Origin of the sequence: Oceanobacillus jeddahensis, from assembly GCF_000750635.1 — a bacterium.
In the GTDB taxonomy this organism is placed as follows: domain Bacteria; phylum Bacillota; class Bacilli; order Bacillales; family Amphibacillaceae; genus Oceanobacillus; species Oceanobacillus jeddahense.
In genome coordinates this window covers 1431641-1456368 of sequence record NZ_CCDM010000001.1, presented here as the reverse complement: position 1 = coordinate 1456368, position 24728 = coordinate 1431641, and the positions used below count along the sequence as shown (strand labels likewise).

General features: G+C 38.3%; 21 protein-coding genes. 3 read left to right on the top strand and 18 right to left on the bottom strand.

Features of this window, described 5'->3' with window-relative positions; genetic code table 11:
- Nucleotides 1-124: 124 nt before the first annotated feature.
- From BN986_RS06340 to BN986_RS06320, 5 genes are all read right to left on the bottom strand, one after another.
- A complete protein-coding gene (locus BN986_RS06340; RefSeq protein ID WP_040978805.1) occupies nt 125-802 on the bottom strand; it encodes a ComF family protein in 678 nt (225 codons plus the stop codon).
- Nucleotides 799-1944, bottom strand: coding sequence for an ATP-dependent helicase ComFA (locus tag BN986_RS06335; protein WP_244444950.1), 1146 nt, complete (start codon nt 1942-1944; stop codon nt 799-801). Before BN986_RS06335 ends, BN986_RS06340 begins: the two co-directional genes overlap by 4 nt.
- Before the next feature lie 359 nt (nt 1945-2303).
- Nucleotides 2304-3146 (bottom strand): DegV family protein, encoded by an 843-nt coding sequence (locus BN986_RS06330; RefSeq protein WP_040978804.1) that lies wholly within the window; start codon nt 3144-3146, stop codon nt 2304-2306.
- Between the two features lie 403 nt (nt 3147-3549).
- Complete coding sequence (locus tag BN986_RS06325; RefSeq protein WP_040978803.1) at nt 3550-4242, bottom strand: response regulator; 693 nt, start codon at nt 4240-4242, stop codon at nt 3550-3552.
- A gap of 256 nt (nt 4243-4498) precedes the next feature.
- Nucleotides 4499-5638 (bottom strand): sensor histidine kinase, encoded by a 1140-nt coding sequence (locus BN986_RS06320; RefSeq protein ID WP_040978802.1) that lies wholly within the window; start codon nt 5636-5638, stop codon nt 4499-4501.
- A gap of 215 nt (nt 5639-5853) precedes the next feature.
- Here BN986_RS06320 and BN986_RS06315 point away from each other — a divergent pair, with 215 nt between their 5' ends.
- A complete protein-coding gene (locus tag BN986_RS06315) occupies nt 5854-6504 on the top strand; it encodes a YigZ family protein (RefSeq protein WP_040978801.1) in 651 nt (216 codons plus the stop codon).
- 113 nt (nt 6505-6617) lie between these two features.
- Here BN986_RS06315 and BN986_RS27325 read toward each other — a convergent pair whose 3' ends face one another.
- The gene (locus tag BN986_RS27325) at nt 6618-6764 is read right to left on the bottom strand and encodes a hypothetical protein (protein WP_187378525.1); all 147 of its coding nucleotides are present in this window, start codon (nt 6762-6764) and stop codon (nt 6618-6620) included.
- Nucleotides 6765-7284: 520 nt separating this feature from the next.
- On the opposite strand from BN986_RS27325, the gene BN986_RS06310 reads away from it, so the two are divergent.
- Complete coding sequence (locus BN986_RS06310; protein WP_316244920.1) at nt 7285-8244, top strand: LCP family glycopolymer transferase; 960 nt, start codon at nt 7285-7287, stop codon at nt 8242-8244.
- A gap of 305 nt (nt 8245-8549) precedes the next feature.
- Nucleotides 8550-10544 (top strand): penicillin-binding transpeptidase domain-containing protein, encoded by a 1995-nt coding sequence (locus tag BN986_RS06305; protein ID WP_040978799.1) that lies wholly within the window; start codon nt 8550-8552, stop codon nt 10542-10544.
- A gap of 135 nt (nt 10545-10679) precedes the next feature.
- Here the strand turns inward: BN986_RS06305 and BN986_RS06300 are convergent, their stop codons facing one another.
- The 12 genes from BN986_RS06300 to BN986_RS06245 all read right to left on the bottom strand — a co-directional run bounded on the left by BN986_RS06300 (nt 10680) and on the right by BN986_RS06245 (nt 24726).
- Nucleotides 10680-11132, bottom strand: a complete 453-nt coding sequence (locus tag BN986_RS06300) for an IDEAL domain-containing protein (RefSeq protein ID WP_040978798.1) — start codon at nt 11130-11132, stop codon at nt 10680-10682.
- Between the two features lie 198 nt (nt 11133-11330).
- Entirely contained in the window at nt 11331-11696 is a 366-nt protein-coding gene (locus BN986_RS06295) for a DUF779 domain-containing protein (RefSeq protein ID WP_040978797.1), read from the bottom strand.
- A gap of 401 nt (nt 11697-12097) precedes the next feature.
- Nucleotides 12098-13618, bottom strand: coding sequence for an acetaldehyde dehydrogenase ExaC (gene exaC, locus BN986_RS06290; RefSeq protein WP_040978796.1), 1521 nt, complete (start codon nt 13616-13618; stop codon nt 12098-12100).
- A 474-nt stretch (nt 13619-14092) separates the two neighbouring features.
- Nucleotides 14093-14275, bottom strand: a complete 183-nt coding sequence (locus BN986_RS06285) for a cold-shock protein (RefSeq protein WP_040978795.1) — start codon at nt 14273-14275, stop codon at nt 14093-14095.
- Nucleotides 14276-14998: 723 nt separating this feature from the next.
- Nucleotides 14999-15736, bottom strand: a complete 738-nt coding sequence (locus tag BN986_RS06280; protein ID WP_040978794.1) for a Cof-type HAD-IIB family hydrolase — start codon at nt 15734-15736, stop codon at nt 14999-15001.
- Nucleotides 15737-16135: 399 nt separating this feature from the next.
- A complete protein-coding gene (locus BN986_RS06275) occupies nt 16136-16624 on the bottom strand; it encodes a chemotaxis protein CheW (protein WP_040978793.1) in 489 nt (162 codons plus the stop codon).
- A gap of 29 nt (nt 16625-16653) precedes the next feature.
- Complete coding sequence (locus BN986_RS06270; protein WP_040978792.1) at nt 16654-18744, bottom strand: chemotaxis protein CheA; 2091 nt, start codon at nt 18742-18744, stop codon at nt 16654-16656.
- Nucleotides 18745-18761: 17 nt separating this feature from the next.
- Nucleotides 18762-19589 (bottom strand): flagellar motor protein MotB, encoded by an 828-nt coding sequence (motB, locus tag BN986_RS06265; protein ID WP_040978791.1) that lies wholly within the window; start codon nt 19587-19589, stop codon nt 18762-18764.
- The gene (gene motA, locus BN986_RS06260) at nt 19582-20367 is read right to left on the bottom strand and encodes a flagellar motor stator protein MotA (RefSeq protein WP_040978790.1); all 786 of its coding nucleotides are present in this window, start codon (nt 20365-20367) and stop codon (nt 19582-19584) included. The genes motB and motA overlap by 8 nt, the downstream gene beginning before the upstream one ends.
- 262 nt (nt 20368-20629) lie before the next feature.
- Nucleotides 20630-22285 (bottom strand): glycoside hydrolase family 13 protein, encoded by a 1656-nt coding sequence (locus tag BN986_RS06255; RefSeq protein WP_040978789.1) that lies wholly within the window; start codon nt 22283-22285, stop codon nt 20630-20632.
- A gap of 417 nt (nt 22286-22702) precedes the next feature.
- Nucleotides 22703-23671, bottom strand: a complete 969-nt coding sequence (locus BN986_RS06250) for a sugar phosphate isomerase/epimerase family protein (RefSeq protein ID WP_040978788.1) — start codon at nt 23669-23671, stop codon at nt 22703-22705.
- Nucleotides 23672-23691: 20 nt separating this feature from the next.
- A complete protein-coding gene (locus tag BN986_RS06245; RefSeq protein WP_040978787.1) occupies nt 23692-24726 on the bottom strand; it encodes a Gfo/Idh/MocA family protein in 1035 nt (344 codons plus the stop codon).
- Nucleotides 24727-24728 lie beyond the last annotated feature (2 nt).

Genomic DNA, 24728 nt, shown 5'->3' with positions numbered 1-24728 from the left:
TCACTATCGCAGCTTTTGTTAATAGTAAAAAAGATTTATTTTATGTTTACACTAAGTTTATTATAACAAATGACTTACCCGTTATGGGAGTGGTCCTATTTTTATCTGATTTAAATCTGCTCTTCTAACTTCTTGCTACCGTTAAAGCATACACAGCTGGACAGCCGTGAAGCTTTAGCTGCTGCGCTGCCTGCCGTACTGTTGTGCCTGTTGTATAAATATCGTCCACAATCAGAGCAGTCTGATGTAATGGCTCTGTGATGTAAAAGGGATTATCTCTTTTTAAACGTGTTTTACGATCATTAATGGCCTGCTTTTCACCGCTTCTCCTGGCTAGCACTTGCTTTACAGGTGTATCCAGCATTTCTGCAAGAGCCTGCGACTGATTAAACCCACGCTCTTGCATTCTTTTTTCACTTAATGGAACCGGTACAATTGCTATCGCAGAATGCTTCTCTGCGAATTGTGTTTCGAAAGCTTTTTTTAAGTCGCTTCGGAAGATTTCCCTTAATATATAATCTCCCCGAAATTTCCATTGCGAAATCATTTCGCGTATCGAGTCATTATAACGGAAAATAGAATAATTCTTTTCAATGTTGTCCCCCAGCTCTCTCCATTGTTGACAATCCAAACACATTTTCCCGCTCCATTCCCGGCTGCATCCCTCACATCTTTCTCCTGAAATGATTTCTAATTTATCCGCACAGGATGAACATAACACCGGACTTTTTTCTACTGTCAGCCAATTTGACCAGGTTAAGGGCTTTTCTAACTGTTTGTAGCAGTATAAACAAACATTCAACGTTTTCTCCCCCTTGCATTCATTTCTAAAATCATTTGCCTGGCTTTTTCCATGGCATCTGTTTTCCCATCATGGAAAAAAATCACCTCTCCTGAAGGATCATCTGCACTTCTTCCAGCACGTCCGGCAATTTGAACCAGTGCTGCTTCATTAAATACTTCATGTCCAGCCGATAACACAGCAACATCTACAGAAGGAAAGGTCACTCCCCTTTCCAAAATCGTTGTCGTCATTAAGGCATGTAATTTCTTCTCCCGGAATTGGTTGATTTTTTCTTCTCTATTCTGGTCTGCCGCAAAAACAACTTCCAGTTCTTCCGGAGCTGCAATCGCCTTTGCTGCAAGCAAGGCATTAGAAATAACTTCCTTTAATTCTTTAGCCATGGCGATTTCCGGTACAAAAAGAAGCAGCTGCCGCTTCGGATTTTCTCTTTGAATAAGCCATTTTAACAAGGCTTTGGGAAGTTTTTTATTTGCGAGCCGGCTGGTAAGGTAAAAGGAAAATGTAAATGTTGGAACAGGTAAAGAATGTCCATGATAACGTAAGGGTACAAAAACATGGGGCAATTTTCCAAGCTTCATTTGCAGTCTAAAATTTTTACGAGGGGTCGCGGTGAGGTATAACGTTGTAGCCTGCTTCTTAACAGCTTGCTTGGCAGCGTACATCAGACTTTTATCTAAATAATAAGGAAAAGCATCCACCTCATCAATAATCAATACATCAAACGCCTGGTAATAACGCATTAATTGATGCGTGGTCGCTAAAATCAATTGTGATTTACCCGTACGATGCTCACTTCCTCCATAAAGAGCTTCTATGGATATGTTTTGAAAGGCCTGGTTCATTCTGGGGAGTAACTCCCGGATAACATCGACACGGGGAGAAGCTAATGCAACACGGTCCCCGCGCTTCAATGCCGCAGTAATTGCCGGGAACAGCATTTCTGTTTTACCGGCGCCGGCGACGGCCCAGCACAGATAGGACGGAATTTTTTCGTTAACGGCTTGCTCCAGGTGCGCCGCAGCATTACTTTGAGCCGTTGTTAATTGTCCTTCCCAGGTTAACGGATTAACATGCTCCGGCCAGCGTGCTTTTGCGCCATTCCATATATACAACGGCTTGCATTCGCTGATTCTTCCCATTTGGATACAATTCCGGCAATATAAATGGATTTTCTGACATATTCCACAGGGATATTCGGAAAAATAATGCAAGGCTGTATTCCCACAGCGAATACATTGGGCAGATCCTTTTTTCTTTTCTATTGCAGGGATTGGGATGACTTGTTTTGTGGAACAGAGTACCTGAAAGCATGTTTGAGGGATTGGGATTTCTTCTTCCAGTAATCGTTTACCGGATAAAGCTTGAGCGAGGAGCTCCGGGGATAGCGGCATCTGTTTATCCATATGTGATCTAACACCTCCGTAGAATAGGGGAAAAGTATCTGTTTAGTAGAAAACTTCATTCAGTAAGCTTTTCTGCTGCTGAATGAAGTTTTATTTTATTTTTCGTACCAAGCAACGCCGATAGCTCCTTGTCCAAGATGTGTACCAATAACAGGTCCAAAATAACTGATAGATGTTTCGATTTCTGGATGCTTTTCTTTAAAGTCTGCTTCGAGTTTTTCTGCATAAGGACGATCATTGCCATGTATAAACACAACGCGCAGTTCCTTCTCTGCATGAACTTCCTCTTCTAACATGCCAAGGATGCGGGATATCGCTTTTTTCTTCGTGCGAATTTTTTCAAAAGGAACGATCAGCTTATCTTCAAAATGAAGGATCGGTTTGATTTGTAACAGGCTTCCTAATATTGCTTGTGCATTCGATAATCTTCCGCCTTTTTGGAGATTGGTTAAATCATCTACCATAAAATAAGCACGGGCTGATTTTTTCATGTCATCCATTCTCGCTATAATAGTTTCTGCATCTGCTCCGTCCTGAGCCATTGCCGCAGCTTCAAGCACGTAAAAACCTTGGAGCATACAGCTGATTTCCGAATCATAGCCATATACATCGATTCCGTCGACCATTTCACCTGTACTTACCATTGTCTGATAGGTGCCGCTTATTCCGCTCGATAAATGAACCGTAATAACGGCGTCATAGTCTTCTTCTAAAGCTTCTAATTTTTTCGTAATCTCACCGACAGATGGCTGTGACGTGCTTGGTAATTCTTTAGCATTTGCAAGCTTCTGATAAAATTCTTCCGTGGTAATATCTAATTCCTCGCGATAGGACCCATCCTGAAAATTGACACTCAACGGAACCATATGAATATTATATTTTTCACGTTCTTCTGGCGTAATATATGCTGTACTATCTGTCATAACAGCAACTTTCATAGGCAATTACCCCTTTTCTTTTCTGGTACTTTGCTGTCTTATTTCTGTGTACTCATGTAAAAGTAGTTACTTGACATTATTCTACACGAAACTTTACTAAAAATCGAATGCTTTCTCGCAGGTGGGAGAAGAGGTTATACTAATGTTGTCAGGTTAATTGACCGCTGCGGAAAAACACTACGCTAGATAGTTTTATTACTATCTGAATTAAATTTAAGAAAATTCCTTAACCTGACAACATTGGAGTTTATACTTCCCTTCTTTTACATATAGCGGATATTTAACATGTTATAAGATTAGTCACGTCATATGATATACCAGGGGATCGTATCCATCGTAGTTTTCAATCATGCCAAAAAGCGTCCTAATAGAGTAAAATCAGGACGCTCATTTTCTTTACTTATTAAACAACTTCTACCCAGCCTTTTCGAATTGCACATACCACAGCTTGCGTACGATCATTCACATTCATCTTCTGAAGAATATTACTAACATGGTTTTTCACTGTTTTTTCACTAATGTAAAGAGATTCTGCTACGGCACGGTTACTTTTCCCTTCTGCCAATAGCTGAAGCACCTGACATTCGCGCCTCGTTAATAAATGAAGCGGTTTACGATGCTCGACATTTCTATTTGCCAAACTGGAAGTATTTTCTCGTGCTAAACGACGATACTCTTTTACTAAATTATGTGTAATACGCGGATGTAAATAAGAGCCGCCTTCACTTACTACTTTAATTGCTTCCACAAGTGCCTCTGCATCCATCTCTTTTAACAGATAACCTTGTGCCCCCGTTTTTAATGCGTGTGTAACATAATTTTCATCATCATGGATAGAGAGAATGATGATTTTTGTATTTGGAAATTGTCTTAGTAAATCTGCAGTTGCTTGTACCCCGTTAATTTTGGGCATATTAATATCCATTAATACGACATCCGGATTGTTATCTCTCACAATATTAGCTGCATCAGATCCGTCATCTCCTTCTGCAACCACTTTAAATGCCGGATCAAATTCTAAAATCCGTTTTACACCTTCCCGAAACAGTTTGTGGTCATCAATTAATACGATATTTACTTCTTTTTGTGTATCCATATATATATCTCCTTTTCTACTAAATGGTACTAATTGAAACGTGATATTTTCTAAATCATTAATAGATAGATAGTTTTCTCTAATAAATAAGTCTATTGTAGTACATATCAATATTGTTGTCTCATTTCAGCTCAGTCTATTTATTATAATAAAAGACTTAATTTACGGGCAACGCCATCATAAAAAAAGATAAGACACTTTATATTTTCCTACAAAAAGACCCCTTTTTCTACAGTCTCTCTTTTTCATTATATACTTAACTTAGCGAATATGGAACATTAATTGTAACTGTTGTTCCTTTTCCTTCTCCCGTAAAAATTTCTAATTTACCGTCAAGCATCTCAACGCGCTCTTTCATCCCTATTAAGCCAAAAGAATTATCATCTTTTTCATTCGGGTTAAACCCTTTCCCATTATCGGCTATAACCAAGATTAATCTATCTTTTATAATTTCTAATTTGACCTTAATTTCCGTTGCTTCACTATGCTTAATAACATTCTGTGTCGCCTCCTGCATTAGCCGGAATAACGCAACCTCATATTTCGTATCTAACCTTTTTTCTTCTCCGAACACGATAAATTCTACATGAATATTATGGTATTCTGTGACTCTATCCGCATATTTTCGGATTGTTGGAATAAGTCCTAAATCATCCAGGGCCATTGGTCGCAAGTCATAGATAATTCTCCGAACTTCCTGTAGAGAGGAACGGACATTTTTCCGCAATGACTTAATTTCTTTAGAGACTTCTTCCGGGGACCCTTTTTTCACAACATAATCAAGTATATCTGAACGTAATAAGACATTAGCCAGCATCTGAGCTGGGCCATCATGAATTTCCCGGGAAAGTTTTTTTCTTTCCTCTTCCTGCGCTTCAATGATTTTCAGACCAAATGCTTGTTTTTCTCTAGCATCTTCAATCATTTCATTTATTTGTTTCATATCATCCTTCATAAAACTAAAGATGATCGTCATTTTAGCCACAAGGTCTTCTCCACGTTCTAATATATGTGTAAGATTTGTCAGTCTTATTTCTATTTCATCACGCCGTTGTCTTAACAGTTTTTCCTCTTCACGCATGATGACTAATCTCGTTTGAAGATCATGTGTTTTTTCATAAACCGTACGTACTTCGTCTTCAGAGTATTTCTTAAAATCTTTGCTGACTAGAGCAAGCTGTTTACGATGGCTTTTGACTTCCCTTTCTAACTTATCTCCTTTTTGAATATACTCTTTGACTTTCTTTTTGGTTGATTCTAATTCCTCAGAAAGGTATTCATACTCTTTTCTACCTTCTTCCGTAATTTCAAAAACTTCATCCTTGCTTTGATCAATCATTTGTAATACATTTTCTACAATCTGATCTATTGCTTGACTACTTAATCTTAATGTCATCAGAAAACTCACCAACCTATGTTATAATTATTCGTAACTTTCTTTCGTTTTATAAGGTTATTTTCAAATTAATTTCATTATTATTGCTTATGATCCTGTCATTTTTATATTATATCTTTATAAATCCCTGACAAATAGCATGGGTAATACACTGGCGGTCCAGTGATTAAAGCCCTATATGTGCATAATAGTTATTTTTAATGAGGTGAAAAATCATGTTATCAAATTATTATACCGTAAAACAGCAAGGAACAGATGAAATTACCATTCAAAAGTCACGTTTTATTGCAAATGTTAAACGAGTAGAATCAGAAGAAGAGGCTCAGGAATTTATTCAGTCTATCAAGAAAAAGCATCGGGATGCGACACATAATTGTTCTGCATATATGATCGGCGAAACAGATCATATTCAAAAAGCGAATGACGATGGGGAACCAAGTGGAACTGCTGGTGTTCCGATGTTAGAAGTATTAAAGAAAAAAGGGTTAAAAGATACGGCTGTTGTCGTAACCAGATATTTTGGAGGAATTAAACTTGGAGCTGGCGGGCTTATCCGCGCTTATGGGTCAGCAACTACACAGGGAATTAAAACGACCGGGATCGTACGCAGAGAATTAATGCAAGGAGTTTCTGTAACGGTGGAATACACGTTACTCGGTAAATTAGAAAATGAGGTACGCCAGCAATCAAAATATATTTTAGAGGATATGCAGTATCTTGAAAATGTAGCATTTAGGATTTATGTCAAAACAGAAGAAACAGATGCTTTTCAAGAGTGGATCACAGAATTGACAAATGCTCAAGCAAAACTCGAACTACTTGATCAAAAATATGTCGAAATAGAAGTGGAAGATACACCCTCTTGATAGAAAAACAATCGATTCGCTGCAGAATGAGCAAGTCGATTGTTTTTCTTATTCTTCCTCCTCCAAGAAAAAAAGCTCTGCCAGATTGTTCGATAATCTAACAGAGCTCTTATTTAATAACTTCTTTTTATATTTGTGTTTAACGATAATTCTTTAATAAGTAATTGGATGATTTCATCCATTGAGTTTACTTTTTGATTTTCCGTATCATGAATGACTCTTTTTAAGATTTTTTGATACTGTTCTTGCTCTCTGCCCATTCATCTACCGCCTTTAAATATTTTTCTTGAAATATCTGTTCTTCCTTAAATATCTACTAAAATCATGGTTCCTTCAACAAAATCGTTACTTCTTTACTTTACAATACAAATATGTAATGTTGCACTCTACGATGACATTTCTCATTAAACGTAATTTTATATAAAAATATAATTCTTGTCTACTTTTTTTGCTAAATTTTTTAACTTATAAGCTAAATTAATGGATTAATAGCTGCAATTAAAAATTCTACTCTTTTCTAAAACTATATACCTATAACTTTTAACACCATTGTATTGTATTTGCTTCCCTTTGTCTTCTTATCATTAAAATTAGGAAACAATGAGTACGGCTTTTAGGTTGACTCAAAAACAGTTATTATGGGAAGAAGTTGTATGATAAAATTTGTTTTTAGCATAGACGATTACCCTAAATTTCGATATAATCTATTACAGATTTATTTTTCCTGACAATTAGTAAAAATTTGTTTAAATTAAGGAAAGAATAGAGGAGAATATATTGGTGTCTAGATTAGATAATAGAAATCGCAAAAGAAAAAAATGGCCATTTATTGTTGGTGGAATAATCTTGTTTTTCATTTTAGTAATTGGTGGCGGAGCTTTCTTTATTTGGAACCAGATTGGTAATGTTGTAGAATCCATGCATAGTCCTTTAGAAAGAGATAATGATCCGGAGCGCCAAGATGAAATTAATCGTCTGTACAATGATTCAGATGCTGTTAATATTCTATTGCTGGGCGTAGATGAGCGTGAAGGAGATGTTGGTCGTTCAGATACGATGATCCTGCTCTCCTTAAATCCTAGAACAGATTCCATGCTTATGTTAAGCATTCCTCGTGATACTTATGTGAATATCCCAGACCGGGGAATGGACAAAATCAACCATGCTTATGCATTCGGTGAAGCTGCCCAAACAGGAGGCGGTACAGAATTATCTGTGGAAACAGTGGAAGAAGCTTTTGATTTGCCAATTCATTCTTATGTACGTGTAAATATGGAAGGTTTCCAGCAAGGTATTGACGCTTTAGGTGGAGTCACTGTTCAAAACAGCACAGCTTTTTCTCAAGATGGACATGATTTTAATGAAGGAAATGTCAATTTAAATGGAGAAGAAGCCCTTTCTTATATCCGTATGCGAAAAGAAGATAGCCGCGGTGATATGGGAAGAAATGAACGTCAACGAGATGTTATTGTTGCTGCAATGGATGAAGCAGCCAGCTTTTCAAGCATTACAAAAGCAGGCAATATCCTGGACATCTTAGGAAATAATGTTCAAACGGATTTAGATATGAAACGATTGCAAACATTATTTACGGATTACAGCGGAACAAGAAAGAATGTAGAAACAATGGAAATTGAAGGAGACGGTCAAACGATTGGTGGAGTTTGGTACTATGTTGTGCCTGATGATGAATTTAATCGTATCCAATCAACAGTAACTGAACATATGGAACAAGATTAAAAAATTGTTAATACGGAAGAACTTTTTATAGATTTCAAACAAACAGACAGCTGATTCTAATGGGAAAACAAAACGTCACCTGGTATATACAGCGTGACGTTTTTTCTCACATGAATAGGAACGCCGAATTCGGAACGTTCATGTACTAGTAAAATATGAGCAAATCCGGTTTTTCTAATAATCTCTTATTTTTATGTAGTACTTATATTCTTAAAATTTTATGGCTTTCTATCTATTATTCTAATTTTACGCTTAGAACATGGTATACTTTACGGAAAGAGATATTTTTTAATGGGGGTTAGAAAATGTTGAAAAAAAGTTTATGGATAATTCTTTTTATCGCCCTGTTAGCCGGGTGCTCTGAAGATCAAACCGACCCGACAAATACGTTAAATCAATATGCAGAAGCAGTAGAAGAAGGAGACTATGAATCTCTGTATAATCTTTTTTCTGAAGAAACAAAAGATACATATAGTGAAGAAGATTCCGCTTTGCGTTTAGGGGATTTATATAATGATATTTCTGCCTCTGATATTGAAATAAATATACAGCAATTAGAAGAAAGGGAAATCGCCAATGCATATGATGATGGCGCAGCAACGATCCCTTTCTCTGTTAGTATGAACACAATAGCAGGTGAAATTTCATTCGATTATCAGGCGGAACTGACTTTAATCGAAAATGAAGACGAAGATGACAACTGGTTAATTAATTGGGATCCCGGCTTTATCTTCCCTGACCTTGCGGATGGCGGAGAAATTCGAATTTCTACCAATTACCCTGAAAGGGGAGAAATTCTTGATAAAAATCAAATGCCGTTAGCGATTAATGATACGGTATACGAATTTGGGGTTATCCCGAGTGAATTAGGAGAAAATGAAGCTAAACGTGAAGAAATTGCCCGCTTACTTGGAATGTCTGTCGACTCTATTAATTCCAGTATCGAAGCAGAATGGGTGGAAGAGGATTTATTTGTCCCGTTAAAAAGCATCCTTCCTGATGATTCCGATACGGTGCAGGAGTTAAATGCAATCGAAGGCGTTTCCTACCGTGAAACCAATGGAAGAGTTTATCCAGAAGGCGAAATAACTGCTCACTTAGTAGGTTATCTCCGTTCCGTCAATGCAGAGGATTTGGAAGAGCTTGACCCGACCGAATACGATTCTTCTGACAGAATTGGAGCACGCGGGTTAGAAAGTTTATTTGAAGAAGAGCTTCGCGGTCAAAAAGGAGCAACGATTCAAGTAGCAAAAGAAGATGGAGAAAATGTAACGTTAGCTGAATCAGAAGCAGTAGACGGAGAGAATGTTACGGTAACCATTGATATTAATATTCAAGATGATGTTTTTCAAGGGTTTGATGAAGAACCCGGAAATGCGGCTGTGATTGATCCAAAAACAGGAGAAACATTAGCCTTGGTAAGCAGCCCGTCCTTTGACCCGAATGATATTCTCTATGGCACCTCTTCAAATTATTGGGCAGATATGGAGGAGGATGAATTACAGCCAATGCTGAATCGCTCTTCCTCCACATTTGCACCTGGTTCGGTTATTAAACCAGTCACTGGTGCAATCGGACTGAAAAACGGTACGATTGAATACGATGAAGGCATTGAAATTGATGGGCTGCAATGGGAAGATTACAATGTAACACGTGTATCGTCCTCTGACGGACCTGTTGATTTAGATGATGCCTTAGTACGTTCAGATAATATTTACTTTGCAATGAAGGCCATAGAAATGGGCGAAGATGCTTTTGTTGAAGGCTTGCATGAATTTGGGGTTGGGGAAGAATTTCCATATACCTACCCTGTTTCAGATTCAACCATTTCTAATTCAGGCGAGTTAGACGACAATCATTTACTGGCACATACAAGCTATGGGCAAGGTGAAATTGAAATGAGCGCTCTGCATCTGGCAACCACTTATTCCGCTTTTCTGAATGATGGAGATATGATACAGCCGACATTATTAACAGATGAAGAAACTGGCCAGTTTTGGAAAGAAGACTTAGTTACAGAAGAACAAGCCGAGCAAATCCAAGACTCTCTCCGAAACGTTGTCACAGAAGGAACTGGTAAACCTGCTGAGGAAGCTGATTTTCCTATCTCGGGGAAAACAGGAACAGCAGAATTAAAATTAACCGGAGAAGACAGCGGAGACGAAAATAGCTGGTTTATCGGCTATCCAACAGATGATCAGGATCTAATGATTGCCATTATGGTAGAAGGAACCAAAAATAATGATCGCAGTTCTGGAGTTGAAAAAGCAACGGACATCCTGATGGAAATTAAAGATTAAACTTTTGAATAGAAGAGGTTGGGCAATCATAAATGCTCAACCTCTTTTCTTATTTTTTCTTCACTCTAACAAATAAAAAAGCCATCTAGCAGAAAAATTATCTACCAAATAGCTGTTGTACAAATGATGATGAGTTTAATTACCGTTTAACGTATTTGTTAATTCTAAAAACGTTTCTTTATCTCCATTATCAATGGCTTTATCAATTAATCTTCTTACATTTTCATATTCTAATTCGGATATTAATTGGTCTACAGCTCGCTGTTGTTCTGAAACAGCCTCTGTATCCTCTGGCAGATAGTAAGATTCTGCAATTCGATGAAGCATTTCTAAAAAGCCGGGAATCGAAATTAATTGTGACATGGAAATGGTCAGTACTTCCTTCCCTTTTTGAAAAGCAAAGACATCATCAACATTCTCAATTTTTTTCGTCTTGCGATTAATACGAACTTCCGTAGATTTTACAGGGATAAATTGATATACTTTCTTATTCATAATAATTGAGAAATATTGATACGCTAAAATAATCCGGATAGATTTTTCCTCTGTCTTTACATAGTAAGGCTTTAACATTTTAACAGTAACCATATTATCCCCCCTTATTTAGATTATACATCTAAATTTTCTGTTAATTTATTCTATCGGATATTTTTTAAAAAATCAAGTAAAGAATTTTAATTGTTTAGAAAACTTCACCTTCATTACGCATCTGGCTGAATACAACCGTTATACGGATGCAAACAGGAAAATAAATGCTTTTTCTTATTTGCTGACAGACTGCATTCATTACGAGCCAGTGTTTAATGCTTCTGTTTCTTTTTCTGTAAATACCCTGGATCGAGTTAAAAATCGTTTTCCTTCAGGACCTTCTAATGAAAACATTCCTCCCCTTCCATTAACAACATCAATAATCAGCTGGGTATGCTTCCAGTACTCAAATTGGTCCTTCGAAATATAAAATGGAATATCTCCTGGCAGATTTCCTAATAAAACATCCGATTCGCCGGTTTTCAATTCTCCAAGTGGATAACACATCGGAGAACTTCCATCACAGCAGCCCCCTGATTGATGGAACATAAGCGGCCCATGAATATCTTTTAACTTTTCCATCAAATCCTGTGCATCCTGTGTCGCGACAACTCTATCTACCATGGAAACTACCTCCTTCGTTGTATCATTCATTGAAAACAGTATATCGGATGGCTTCTAATATCATGGCAGGCATACATATTTATGATATGCCTGCTACTCCTCCTGCTCATCCAATACTGTTACGTTCATTTAGAAAAACATAAATCTTCCCTCTTCCTTAGCAGTACAAGGCTGTGCTGAATCCGGCGTTTTTACGGGAACGGGGGGAACATTAACCTAACTTTCTATAAAACGAAACTTTATTCAGTGGGAGGTCTTGCTTTTCTCCCACTGAATAAACCTAAGTGATTCAGGGGGTTAGCGCCCGTTATCTCCCGCCTAAATAAATTTATTTTCCCTCTTTATTTGGACCCGAGAGTTTTATGGGCGGTTCTCCGTGATAAATCAATATTTTCTGCCGTTTAAAACAAACCGTCCGGCCCTTCACTATAGCTAACCAGTAAGTTCTTTGTCTGCTGATAATGATCCAGCATCATTAGATGGTTTTCTCTGCCGATTCCGGATTTTTTATAGCCTCCAAATGCTGCATGTGCCGGATATTGATGATAACAATTTGTCCATACACGTCCAGCTTGAATTCCGCGTCCAAAACGATAAGCTGTATTCATATCACGTGTCCAGATACCGGAACCTAATCCATACAGTGTATCATTTGCAATTTCCATCGCCTCTTCTTTGTCTTTAAAAGTAGTTACCGATAGTACCGGTCCAAAGATTTCCTCTTGGAAAATGCGCATCTTATTATCACCTTTGAAAATCGTTGGCTGCACATAATAACCTGAAGCCAGTTCTCCATCAAGTTCATTCACATCTCCGCCGACAAGAATCTCTGCACCTTCCTGCTTCCCAATATCTAGATAAGATTTAATTTTTTCAAATTGTTCTTCAGAAGCTTGCGCCCCCATCATTGTTTCCGTATCTAGTGGATGACCAATTTTAATTTGTTTGACACGTTCAATCGCTTTTTCCATAAAACGGTCATAAATCGATTCATGAACAAGTGCACGGGACGGGCATGTACAAACTTCTCCCTGATTCAGAGCGAACATCACCATTCCCTCAATAGCTTTGTCTACAAAGCTATCATCTTTATCCAAAATATCTTCAAAGAATATATTTGGAGATTTCCCTCCTAATTCTAGTGTTACTGGAATAATATTTTCAGACGCATATTGCATGATAAGACGTCCAGTTGTTGTTTCTCCTGTAAAAGCGATTTTCGCAAGACGGCTATTGGTTGCAAGCGGCTTTCCTGCTTCTACACCAAATCCATTTACAATATTCAAAACACCATCTGGCAGCAAGTCCTTAATTAGATCTAAAAGGACATGAATGGACGCTGGTGTTTGTTCAGCAGGTTTCAGTACAACACAGTTTCCGGCTGCCAACGCAGGAGCAAGCTTCCACGTTGCCATTAGTATCGGGAAATTCCAAGGGATAATTTGCCCGACGACTCCTAACGGCTCATGAAAATGATAAGCAACGGTGTCATTATCAATTTGGCTTAATGTTCCTTCTTGTGCGCGAATTGTTCCTGCAAAATAACGGAAATGGTCAATCGCCAATGGAATATCTGCTGCTAAGGTTTCACGAACGGCTTTTCCATTCTCCCAGCTTTCGGCTACTGCTAATTTTTCTAAATTCTCCTCCATGCGATCCGCAATACGATTTAAAATAAGTGCTCGCTCTGCCACAGATGTTTGCCCCCATGCATCTTTCGCTTCATGTGCTGCATCAATGGCCGCATCCACATCTTCTTTTGTTGATCGAGCGATCTCGCAAAAGACTTCACCTGTAATCGGAGTTGTATTTTCAAAGTAATTTCCTTTTATCGGTGGCTGATACTTTCCACCAATAAAGTTATCATAACGCTTTTCATAGTTTACAATAGCACCTTCTGTATTTGGATTAGCATACCTCATTTAAACTCCTCCTCTTATCTGTAAGCGATTACATTTTAGTGTTAAACTAATATTAATTAGTTATTGATAGTATAGCAAATATTATTATACTTTTACAATAATTTCAACTTTTTAATTTTTACACGTAAAAACCTCCGCATATGTAAATACAGAGGTTTTCACAGCATAAGCGCTCGTAATTTTCCTTATTACAAGACGTATTCATTTAAAGAAAAATTAGAGCACTATATCTCCTGATAAAACAAAACTTCATTCAGTGGGAGATTTTCTTTTCTCCCACTGAATAAGCCTAAGTGATTCAGGGAGTTAGCGCCCGTTATCTCCCACCTAAATAAATTTATTTTCTCTCTTTATTTGGTGGCGGGAGTTTTTTGGGCAGTTCTCCGTGATAAACTTAAGTTAAGGCTCAGTGGGCAATAACAGCCCAGCTGAACCTTAATTACGTTTTATCATAGCAAATAATAGAGATACTATTTACTTCAATTCAGGAATTACTCGAACTTCTTTTGCCATTTCAGATTGGCATAAAGGGCAGCTCGGCTCAGCTTCAAAACTAAATGATTCTCTCATCCATCCTTGACAATCTTCTTGAGTGCATGACCAGACGTTTGTTTCAACCTCTGGTACAGGTTCTTTAGGTCCACGCGAAAAAGACATTATAGCATCTCCCTTCCTTATATACAGTATACGCTAAAACTTGAAAGAGTGAAACTTTTGAGCATAACAACTTTTCTAACTTTTTTCAATAATAATCCCTTTATTTTCTAAAATTCATTCGTTTACTCCTATTAATAGCTTGTACCACTTTACAACTCTATATACTGTATTTCTTTAAAGTACGTGTTCAAAAAGTCCAATAAATAGGACCAAGTCGGTTAAGAACGCGACGTCCTGGGGTTGCGATTACTCACCCCATCGAAAAGCGTTGTCGCAACACCGACACTAGCACGTCCTATGCGTCGGAAGTTCAAGGCGGCGTAGCTTTGAGGAACGGACTTTCACAGGATGTGATGACTTCTGTGTTGTCCACAGGACGTGGACGGTCTTAACAGAAGTTCCTCTGTGCTTTTACATACATGAGTAGCGCTTTTGATGGGGCGAGTAATCGCAGTCCCACCGGAAAAGCAAGCCAACGCACTTCCGCAGGATGCGGTGACTTCTACGTTGCCCACAGGACGTGGGCGATCTTAGTAGAAGTTCCTTTTTCCGCCGTGTCCTTTTTATTGGATTTTTTGAACTTCCTCTAAAAGTGAAATGCTCTTCTTTTTATTTTATGTTTTGGTTTCATTTTCATGATAAGTTATACAAAAATCGGACAGTACTGATTGTAAAACTGTCCGATTTCTCTTTGTTGTATTTTTGTAAGCACACGTGAACCCATTATTTTAAAGCAAATTTTTCGATTGCTTTCCCCACGCCATCATCTGCATTACTGGAAGTTACAGCATTAGCTGCTTCTTTTATTACTTCCTGTGCATTGTCCATAGCGACACCTACACCTGCTTCTTGAATCATTTTCATATCATTCAGGCTGTCACCTACTGCCATGATTTCCTCCATGGAAATACCTGTACGTTCACCGAGAAATGCCAAAGCGCTTGCTTTGCTCACTCCTTTAGGATTGATTTCAATATTAGTAGGCAGAGAGTTTGTTAATTCCAATTCATCAAATTCCATTAGCCTTTTCTGAACTTCCCGCAATTTATCTAAGTTTTCAGAAGCACAACCAAATTTTAACCATTGGTAATCACGAATATTTACAACTTCATCCTCTTGAAAGACTTTTTCTGTGGAAATCATCCATTTACGTGTTCCTACCTCTTCTGTGATTTGGTATAGTTTCTCTACTACATCTGTAGCCAGGAGTTTCCGCCGGAGCAGTTCTTTTTCTACTGTCCAAACTTCACCACCATTAGCTGTGATCAAGAAGGACTGTAAGTTAAGTTCTTCTGCATATGGATAACAGGTGTTAAAGCCGCGTCCAGTACTTAAAACAACATGAATTCCTTGATTTAATGCTTCTTGAATTGCTTCTTGGTTACGCCTGGATACATGAAGTTCCGGGCTTAATAATGTTCCATCCATATCCAGGGCAATTAGTTTAATAGATTTTGTCATTTACTCTATTCCTCATTTCTCTGTTAGCTTATTTAAGTATAATGGAAATCCTTCTATTTTGACCAACAAAACGAAACTTGTTCTACAGGAATATTTTCCCGCAGAAACTTCATGTTTTTTCGTTGCCGCTTTAATTTCCATTTTATTCAAATAAGAAGGAGTATACACTTACAACGTGAAACGTCCTCCTGTTGCCCGAACGAATTGGTCGTTACCATCTGACCTGGCTCCTGCTTAGAAATATATTTTTACTCATATCTTGAAGCGGGGGTTTTACGGGCGGTTCTCCGTGATAAATTTCTACAAATTATTCTATTATATTTCCCAGGAAATACTTCTTTTTTCGTTAATAGACAAAAACACCTAATCAGATATTTCTAATTAAGTGTTTTTAAAAGATTAGCTTTCCATAGATTTTCCTGATTCATCAATATCGTTTATTATTTCTTTCAGCTGATTCTTTTCGGTGAACTGAATGATTTGCTCTAAGTCTAATAATAATATAAGTTCATCATCAATTGTTGCTACACCTAATAAAAATGTATCATTGATCTCGCCGACAAGCTTCGGTGCCGGTTTAATAAAGGAAGCTGGTATATCCTTTACCTCTGTCGCCTGATCAACGACCATACCAATTTGCATATCTTCTACTTGCACAACGAGCGTTCTCGTTTGATCCGTGATTTCAACGCCGCCGAGCTCCAAGCGTTCACGTAAATCGATAATAGGCGTCATAACACCACGCATCTCTGTAACACCTTTTAAAAAACCTGGTGTACGTGGCACCTCTGTTAAAGATAATGCCCGCTCTATGGAAACAATTTGCTGAACGTGGACAGCAAAGGTCTGCTCTTTTAATCTAAATATAATATGTTTATCTGTATCCATTCACTTTCCCCCTTTTCTGCAAATACTTTTTAATCAATGAGTGCATTGGGATCAATAATTAAAGCAACTTCTCCATCACCTAAAATAGTCGCCCCTGATACGGCAAATACTTCTCCAAGGTAATTCCCAAGTGATTTTAAGACAACTTCCTGCTGTCCAATTAATTCATCAACAATCAGGCCTAACAGTTTATCGCCTTTTTTAATAATTACGGTAGAGTAACGATCTGTTTCTGTGTCATAATTTGGAACTTTTAACACCTTTCCTAAGAACAAAACAGGTATAATTTTACCTCGATAATCAATGACATCTGCACCTTGTGCACACATAATCTTCTCTTTAGGAAGGATGATCGTTTCTAAAATAGAAGTTAACGGAATCGCGAAGGTTTCCTTCTGAATATGCACAAGCATCGTTGTAATAATCGATAACGTTAAAGGGAGCTGTATGGAAAAAATACTTCCTTTACCAGTCGTTGTTGTGACAGAGATCTTACCCCCTAAAGCTTCTATCTTATTTTTTACAACATCTAACCCTACTCCCCGTCCTGACACATCAGAAATCGTATCTGCTGTACTGAATCCGGAACTCATAATTAACGCTGCAACTTGATCATCTGAAAGTTCCTTGGCCTCTTGGGAGGTAATAATATTATTTTCAATCGCTTTTTCTGACACTTTCTCTCTATTAACTCCAGCCCCATCATCTTCAATTTCGACAAAAACATGATTTCCGCTGTGATAAGCACGTAATGTCAGTTTCCCTTCCTCCGGCTTATTATTGGCAATTCTTTTCTCTGGACTCTCAATTCCATGGTCACAGGAGTTACGGATTAAGTGAACAAGCGGATCACCAATTTCATCAATTACAGTACGGTCCACTTCTGTTTCTGCCCCTTTTATTTCCAGGGCAATTTTTTTATTTAAATCTTTGGACAATTGGCGTATCATTCTAGGGAAACGGTTGAAAACCTGTTCGATTGGAACCATTCGCATTGCAAGAATCAGAGATTGCATATCGGAACTTACCCTGCTTAAATGTTCCACCGTCTCTCTTAAATCTCCGTTATCTATTGACAAAACAAGCACTTCTAAACGGCTTCTATCGATAACAACCTCTTCAAATAAATTCAAGAGATTATCAATTTTATCGAGGTTCACCCGAATATTTTTAGAGGCTGTTTTCTTTCCGTTATTTTGAGCAGTATCCTTGTTTTTCGGTGCTTCTTTCTTTGGTTCAGATTTTTTTACCGGTACTTCCGTCACTTTTTCAATTACAGGCTTTTCATCTGTTTGAACAGGTTCCTTCTCTGTTGATTTTTTCTCTGACTGCCCCTTATCAGGGAGCGCATTTTCATCTATTTCGATAACATTCGCTTCAACCGTTTCGACTTCTGACACATTCTTAACCGCTTTGATAAGTTCATCCGGCTCCTGGTCTGTCAGAAACAAAAGTGTGAATCCTGATTCAAATGTTCCTTCTTCAATTTCTTCAATTGTTGGGGAAGTACGGATAATTTCTCCCGCATTATCCAATACTTCAAAAACCATAAATGCTCTGGCACCTTTTAAAATGCAGCTTGATTCAAACGTTACTTTTAAATCATAAGGAGCCATCCCTTGTTCTTTTGCCTGCTGAACCACCGTTAATTGAAATTCATCTAAATCAGAAGCTTTAAAATGATCTTCTATATCTTCAGCTTCCTCAACAGCTACAGCTGCTGCCGGTTCAGAAATAGTTTCTCCTTTTTCAATCGCTTCCAGCTTTTTAACATGTTCACTGACATCTTTTTGACCATCTCCACCGTTCCGTACAGAGTCAACCATATCTTCCAGGTCATCAATCGCTAAAAATAACGTATCTATAATTTCCGTATTTGTCACCAATTCTTCATTGCGAATCAGATCCAATACGTTTTCCATTTTATGCGTCAATGAGGCAATATCATCATACCCCATTGTTGCTGCCATACCTTTCAGCGTATGTGCAGAGCGAAATATCTCATGTACATACTCCAAATTAGAAGTATCTTCTTCCAATTTCAATATAAAATCATTAATTGACTGTAAATGCTCTTGGCTCTCATCTAAGAAAATATCCAAATATTGTTGCGTATCCATAAGATTTCCCCTCTATTCTAATCCTCATTTATTTCTTCCGGCACATTAATTTCATAATTAGGCAAAACCAACACTTCTACACGTCTATTTCTTGCCCTGTCTTCTTCTGATTCATTAGGAAAAGCCGGTTCAAATTCTCCATAACCTTTCACACTAAATAGCGTTGGATCAAGGTCTTCATTTTGCATTAGAATTTGCATAAAGTTCATAGCACGTGTCACACTTAAATCCCAATTTGAATCAAAATCTGCGTTATGAATCGGAACATCGTCAGCATGGCCACTGATAACAACCTGATGCGGAGGTTCTGTATGCAAAATTTGAGAAACATCCTCTGCAACTTGAATTCCCTCTGTTTTAACCACTGCGCTTCCAGAATCAAATAGGATATCATTACGCATCGTAACAAGCAGCCCTTCTCCTGTTAATTCCGTTCCAAACTCTTCTGTAAGACCCGCGTCTTCTATATATACATTAATTTCTTCCTGAACCTGCCTGAGCCTAAGAAGTTCTTGTTCTCCTTCCAGATCTGCTTCATCTAAAGATTCCTCTTCGCTTCCTTCCTCATCGTCTACATCATCTTCCATATGATCCCCATCATCCCGTCCTTCTTCCATACTTGGCGGAATTGGTTCTGATTCATAATCTAAGAGACCTGTTCCTGACCCGGATGATAGTTCATCACGAAACACATTGGCAAGCTGGAAATATCTTTCCACATTAACATCACTGGAAGCGAATAAAACAATAAATAACGCTACTAATAACGTTAATAAATCAGAATAAGGAAGCAGCCAAGACTCATCTACATGTGATTGTTTTTTCTTTCTTTTTCTTCTAGCCATCGCTATCCCTCTTCTGCAGTTCTGCCAGCTCTTTGGAAGAAAGTAAAGACCCTAATTTTTCCTGTACGATTAATCGGGAATCCCCTGTCGTAATAGATAAGACTCCTTCAACAATTAATTCTTTTTGCAGCACTTCTTGTTTCGACTTTTCACGCAGTTTATTAGCAAATGGATGCCATAATACATAACCTGTAAAAATCCCAAGCAAGGTCGCAACAAAGGCTGCAGAAATAGCATGTCCCAACGCATCAATATCGGACATATCAGCAAGCGCTGCAATCAATCCAATTACTGCTCCAAGTACTCCCAATGTCGGTGCATATGTACCAGCCTGTGTAAAAATAGCAGCTCCTTCTTCATGCCGCTGCTCCATGGCTTCTATTTTTTCGATCATGACATCTTTTATAAAATCGGGTGACTGTCCATCAATAGCTAATTGCAAACCGGATGAAAGAAAGGGATCATTCACTTCATTTACTTGGTTTTCTAAAGAAAGCAGACCTTCTTTACGTGTTTGATCTGCCCAATCCATAAATAAGGTGATCAACTCTTTCGAATCGGTTTGTTTCTCTTCAAAAAATAATTTTTTAAATAATGCCGGGATTTTTTTCAACGCACTTCCCGGAAAGGCAATGGTAACAGCTGCTGCTGTACCTACTAAAATAATAAGAAATGCTGCCGGCTCAAGCAAAGCACTTAGTTCCGCACCTTTTAATACCATCCCTACGCCAATAGCAATTAGGCCTAATATTAACCCTATGACTGATGATTTATCCATATGTATCCTCCCGCTTTCCATTGTACCTACTTTTAATATCGGTAAAATTCATAAATTATGAAGTCTATCGCAAAGTTAATTTCGCATTCATTGACAAATATTTTACAATGGATTGATTACCATTGAGAAAAACTCACACAAAAGTCTGTTCATGTCGACACTCACACAAGGATGTGAGGAACTTTGGCAAAGTTTCTTTAACTTTCTATCACGCAAAGAAAAACAGGCTCGTGCACAAATCGCACGCATAGCCTGTTTTTCTTTAGTTAACTTGATAGATAACAGCTTGATAAGGTTTAAGCTTTCCCTGTACTTCCTCTTCGTAATTATTGATTAACAATGTTAATAGTTTCTCCTTCAAACTCTCTGGTAATTCATATTCCGTTTCTTTTCCAAAAACATTTACTAGAATAAGCCATTTATCTTCTTGATATGTCCGCGTGTAAGCATAAATATCGGGATGACTCTCTATCACAAGCTCGTAGTTTCCATAAATAAGACCTTGTTCTTGCTTTCGTAAGGCAATCAATCGTTTATAAAAATTCAAAATAGAATCTGTACGATGCTGCTGCTCCTCTACATTGATCGCTGTATAATTCGGGTTTACTTTAATCCATGGTTTACCGGTTGTAAATCCGGCATTTTCTCTATTGGACCACTGCATGGGGGTCCGGGAATGATCTCGGCTCGTCTTGGCTAATGTTGCTAGAATTTGTTCTTCCGAAACGCCTTTTTCCAACTGTTCCTTGTAATAATTTTTAGCATCGATGGCATCATATTCCTCAATCGATTCAAACGGAACATTGGTCATCCCTATTTCCTGGCCCTGGTAAATAAACGGTGTCCCCTGCATCATAAAGTAGAGCAGTGCAAATGCTTTTGCAGATGCTGCATGATAATGCACTATATCTCCCCAGCTGGAAACAGAACGCGGCTGGTCATGATTTTCTAAAAATAATGCATTCCACCCGACATTCTCTAGCCCTTTCTGCCACGTAGTGAATACGTCCTTCAGTTCTTCTAAATCAAGTCCTTTACCTGTTTCACGGCCCCACAGATTCAGATGGTCGAATTGAAAAATCATATCAAATACGCCCCGCTCTTCACCAACCCAGTCATCTGCCTGGGAGAGCTTCACACCATTCGCTTCCCCGACGGTCATAATATTATAGTGATCCAGCGTTGCTTTTTTAAACTCTTGTAAAAACGCATGAATACCGTCCTGATTCATATGTCCTTTAAAGGAAGGAACATATTTTTTCTGTTTCGGATTCGGCATATCCGGAAAGCCTGGCTTCTTTTTAATATGTGAGATCGCATCTACACGAAAACCATCAATTCCCTTATCCAGCCACCAATTAACCATTTTGTATAAATCGATGCGGACCGCTTCATTTTCCCAATTTAAATCGGGCTGTTTCTTAGAAAAAATATGCATAAAATATTCTTTTGTCTGTTCATCATATTTCCAGGCGGATCCTCCAAAAATAGATTCCCAATTATTTGGCTTCTCTCCATTCTTTTTCCCAGGATGCCATATATAATAGTCCCGATATGGATTATCTTTCGACGACCTTGACTCGATGAACCAAGGGTGTTCATCGGAAGTATGATTAATAACTAAGTCCATAATCAGCCGCATCCCTTTTTGATGTACTTTTTCAAGGAGCTCATCAAAGTCTGCCATGGTTCCAAATTCCCCTGCAATTGCTTGATAATCACTGATATCATAACCGTTATCATCGTTGGGAGATTGATAGACAGGACTTACCCAGATAACATCGATTCCTAAATCCTTTAAATAATCCAATTTGGAAATAATACCTTGTAAATCGCCGACCCCATCTCCATTTGAATCCATAAAGCTTCTTGGATAAATTTGATAGGCTGTTGCCTCTTTCCACCATATTTTTTTCATATTCCAACTTCCTTCCCTGAATAATTTATGGATATTTTTCACTTCATCTTAAAAGCGAGCGATAAAGCAGCAAATATAATCTATGTAAAAACTGAACAGGTAAACCTCCCGATATGAAGATACCAGATCCTCTCAAATATTTTAAAAACAGAAAAGTCGAATTCATCTGAAAAATCATACTCACATCTATTATAATCGCTATTGATAAGAAAGGACAGCTAAATGGATCTAGGAGTATTTTATTATTCTTCCTTATCATGTAAAGACAAAAATATATTCTATGCTGGGACATAGAATATATTTCCGTTCATTTTATTTTAAGAGGAAGTTCAAAAAGTCCAATAAAAATGACACGGCGAATTTCTGCGTTGGCTTGAACTTCTTGGCCCTATTTATCGCACTTTTTGAACACGCATTTTAAGCCCACCACATCGCAGCCGGAGGTTCTGATATATTTACCTGCTTTAAGTTCTTGACTGCGGCATGAAAACCTTCCTCTATAGACATAATTGGGTCTTCATGCTCGATGCTGATCACATAGTCATAGCCATATGTTCGAAGCGCACTGACAATATTGGTCCATTCTTGCATACTATGTCCATAACCTACAGAACGAAAGCTCCAGGCACGTGTCTGTACTTCTCCGTAAGGCTGCATATCAGTCAGCCCGTACATATTCACATTGTCCTGATCAATGTACGTATCTTTGGCATGGAAATGATGAATGGCGTCCGCTTTTCCAAGAATTTTTATTGCTGCAACCGGATCGATACCCTGCCACCATAAATGACTCGGGTCAAGGTTGGCACCAATTGCATGATTGGTTGCTTCCCGCAGCTTCAGCATGGTATGTGGTGTATGGACAAGAAAACCGGCATGCAGCTCCAATCCAACTTTAACGCCGTGATCTTCTGCAAATTGCCCCTGCTCTTTCCAATATGGAATCAGCTTTTCTTCCCATTGCCACTTTAAAATATCGGAGTATTCCGTTGGCCAGGGTGTTACCGGCCAATTGGGATATTTTGAATCTTCATTGGAGCCAGGTGTTCCGGAAAATGTATTAACAACTGGAACATCCAGCATTTCTGCCAAACGTACGGTTTTAATAAATGTCTCATGACTTGCTTTCGCCTGTGTTTTATTTGGAGATACCGGATTATCATGGCAGCTGAATGCACTAATTGTTAACCCGCGTGATTCTATCTTATCTTTAAATTCCTTTCGTTTCTCCCTATTTTCCAGCAGCTCATCCATTTGACAATGAGCATTTCCGGGATTACCGCCAGTTCCTATTTCCACCGCATCCAATCCAGCATCTTTTACATTATCCAGCATGTCCTCCAACTTTTTATCTGCAAATAAAACCGTAAATACACCCAGTTTCATTTTTAGCCTCCTCTAGTCTTCTAGTCTATGAATATGCTTTTTCCTTTTTCACTGCTTTCATAAATAGCATCGATGACTTTCGTTACTAAAAGCGCATCCTTTGGATTGCTTTTCAGTGTATCTTTTCCGAAACAGGCATCGATAAAATTCTTCGCCTGCAATAATGCGGCTTCCTCTTGATCCCCTGTCGTTTTTGTTTTCGTTTCCATCATTCTTTGATACTTCGGCTGATAAAATTCATAAGGAAAGACATTTACCCCTCCATTTTCTCCAGCTATCGAAATATGTGTTTTATCTGCTTTAATATTGGCGGCCCAGGAACATTCAAATAACAAGGTACTCCCGTTATCAAAACGGATATACGCACTCACATGATCATCCACATCCAACGCTTCATGATCATAGCTTCCCCATTCGTTGACCTGATCCGGCTGCTTGCTTAAGCACTGATAGGTTTGTGCATTGACTTCTGTCGGTTTGGAAGGGGCCACAAGCCAAAGTGCCGTATCCAATAAATGACATCCCCAGTCAATTAAACTTCCGCCACCTTGAAGGTCCTTGTTAATAAATACACCCCAACCTGGAACTTTTCTCTGCCGCAAAGCTTGCACACGTGTAACGATAGGTGTTCCTACTTCCGGCATCGATTCTTTTGCCAGCATCACAGAATCGACAAAGCGATAATGATAGCCAATCATTAATCGTTTGTTATTTGCTTCGGCCGCTTCCAACATCCGCTTTCCTTCATCCGCATTCATTGCCATCGGTTTTTCACATAAAACATGAACTCCTTGATTTAAAGCGGCAACCGCGATGGTTTCGTGAAATTTATTTGGTGTACAGATCGTTACAGCATCAACATGGTTCAATAACTCTAAATAATTCTCAAATACATTGGGAATCGCATATTTTTCTGCGACTTCTTTCGCACGGACCAGATTCACGTCCTGTACTGCTGTGATTTCTACTTGTTCACTTAGCGCATGATAGGCGGGAATATGGCGGTTTTCCGCAATTCCTCCCGCGCCAATCAGCCCCATTTTCAACCTTTTCATGA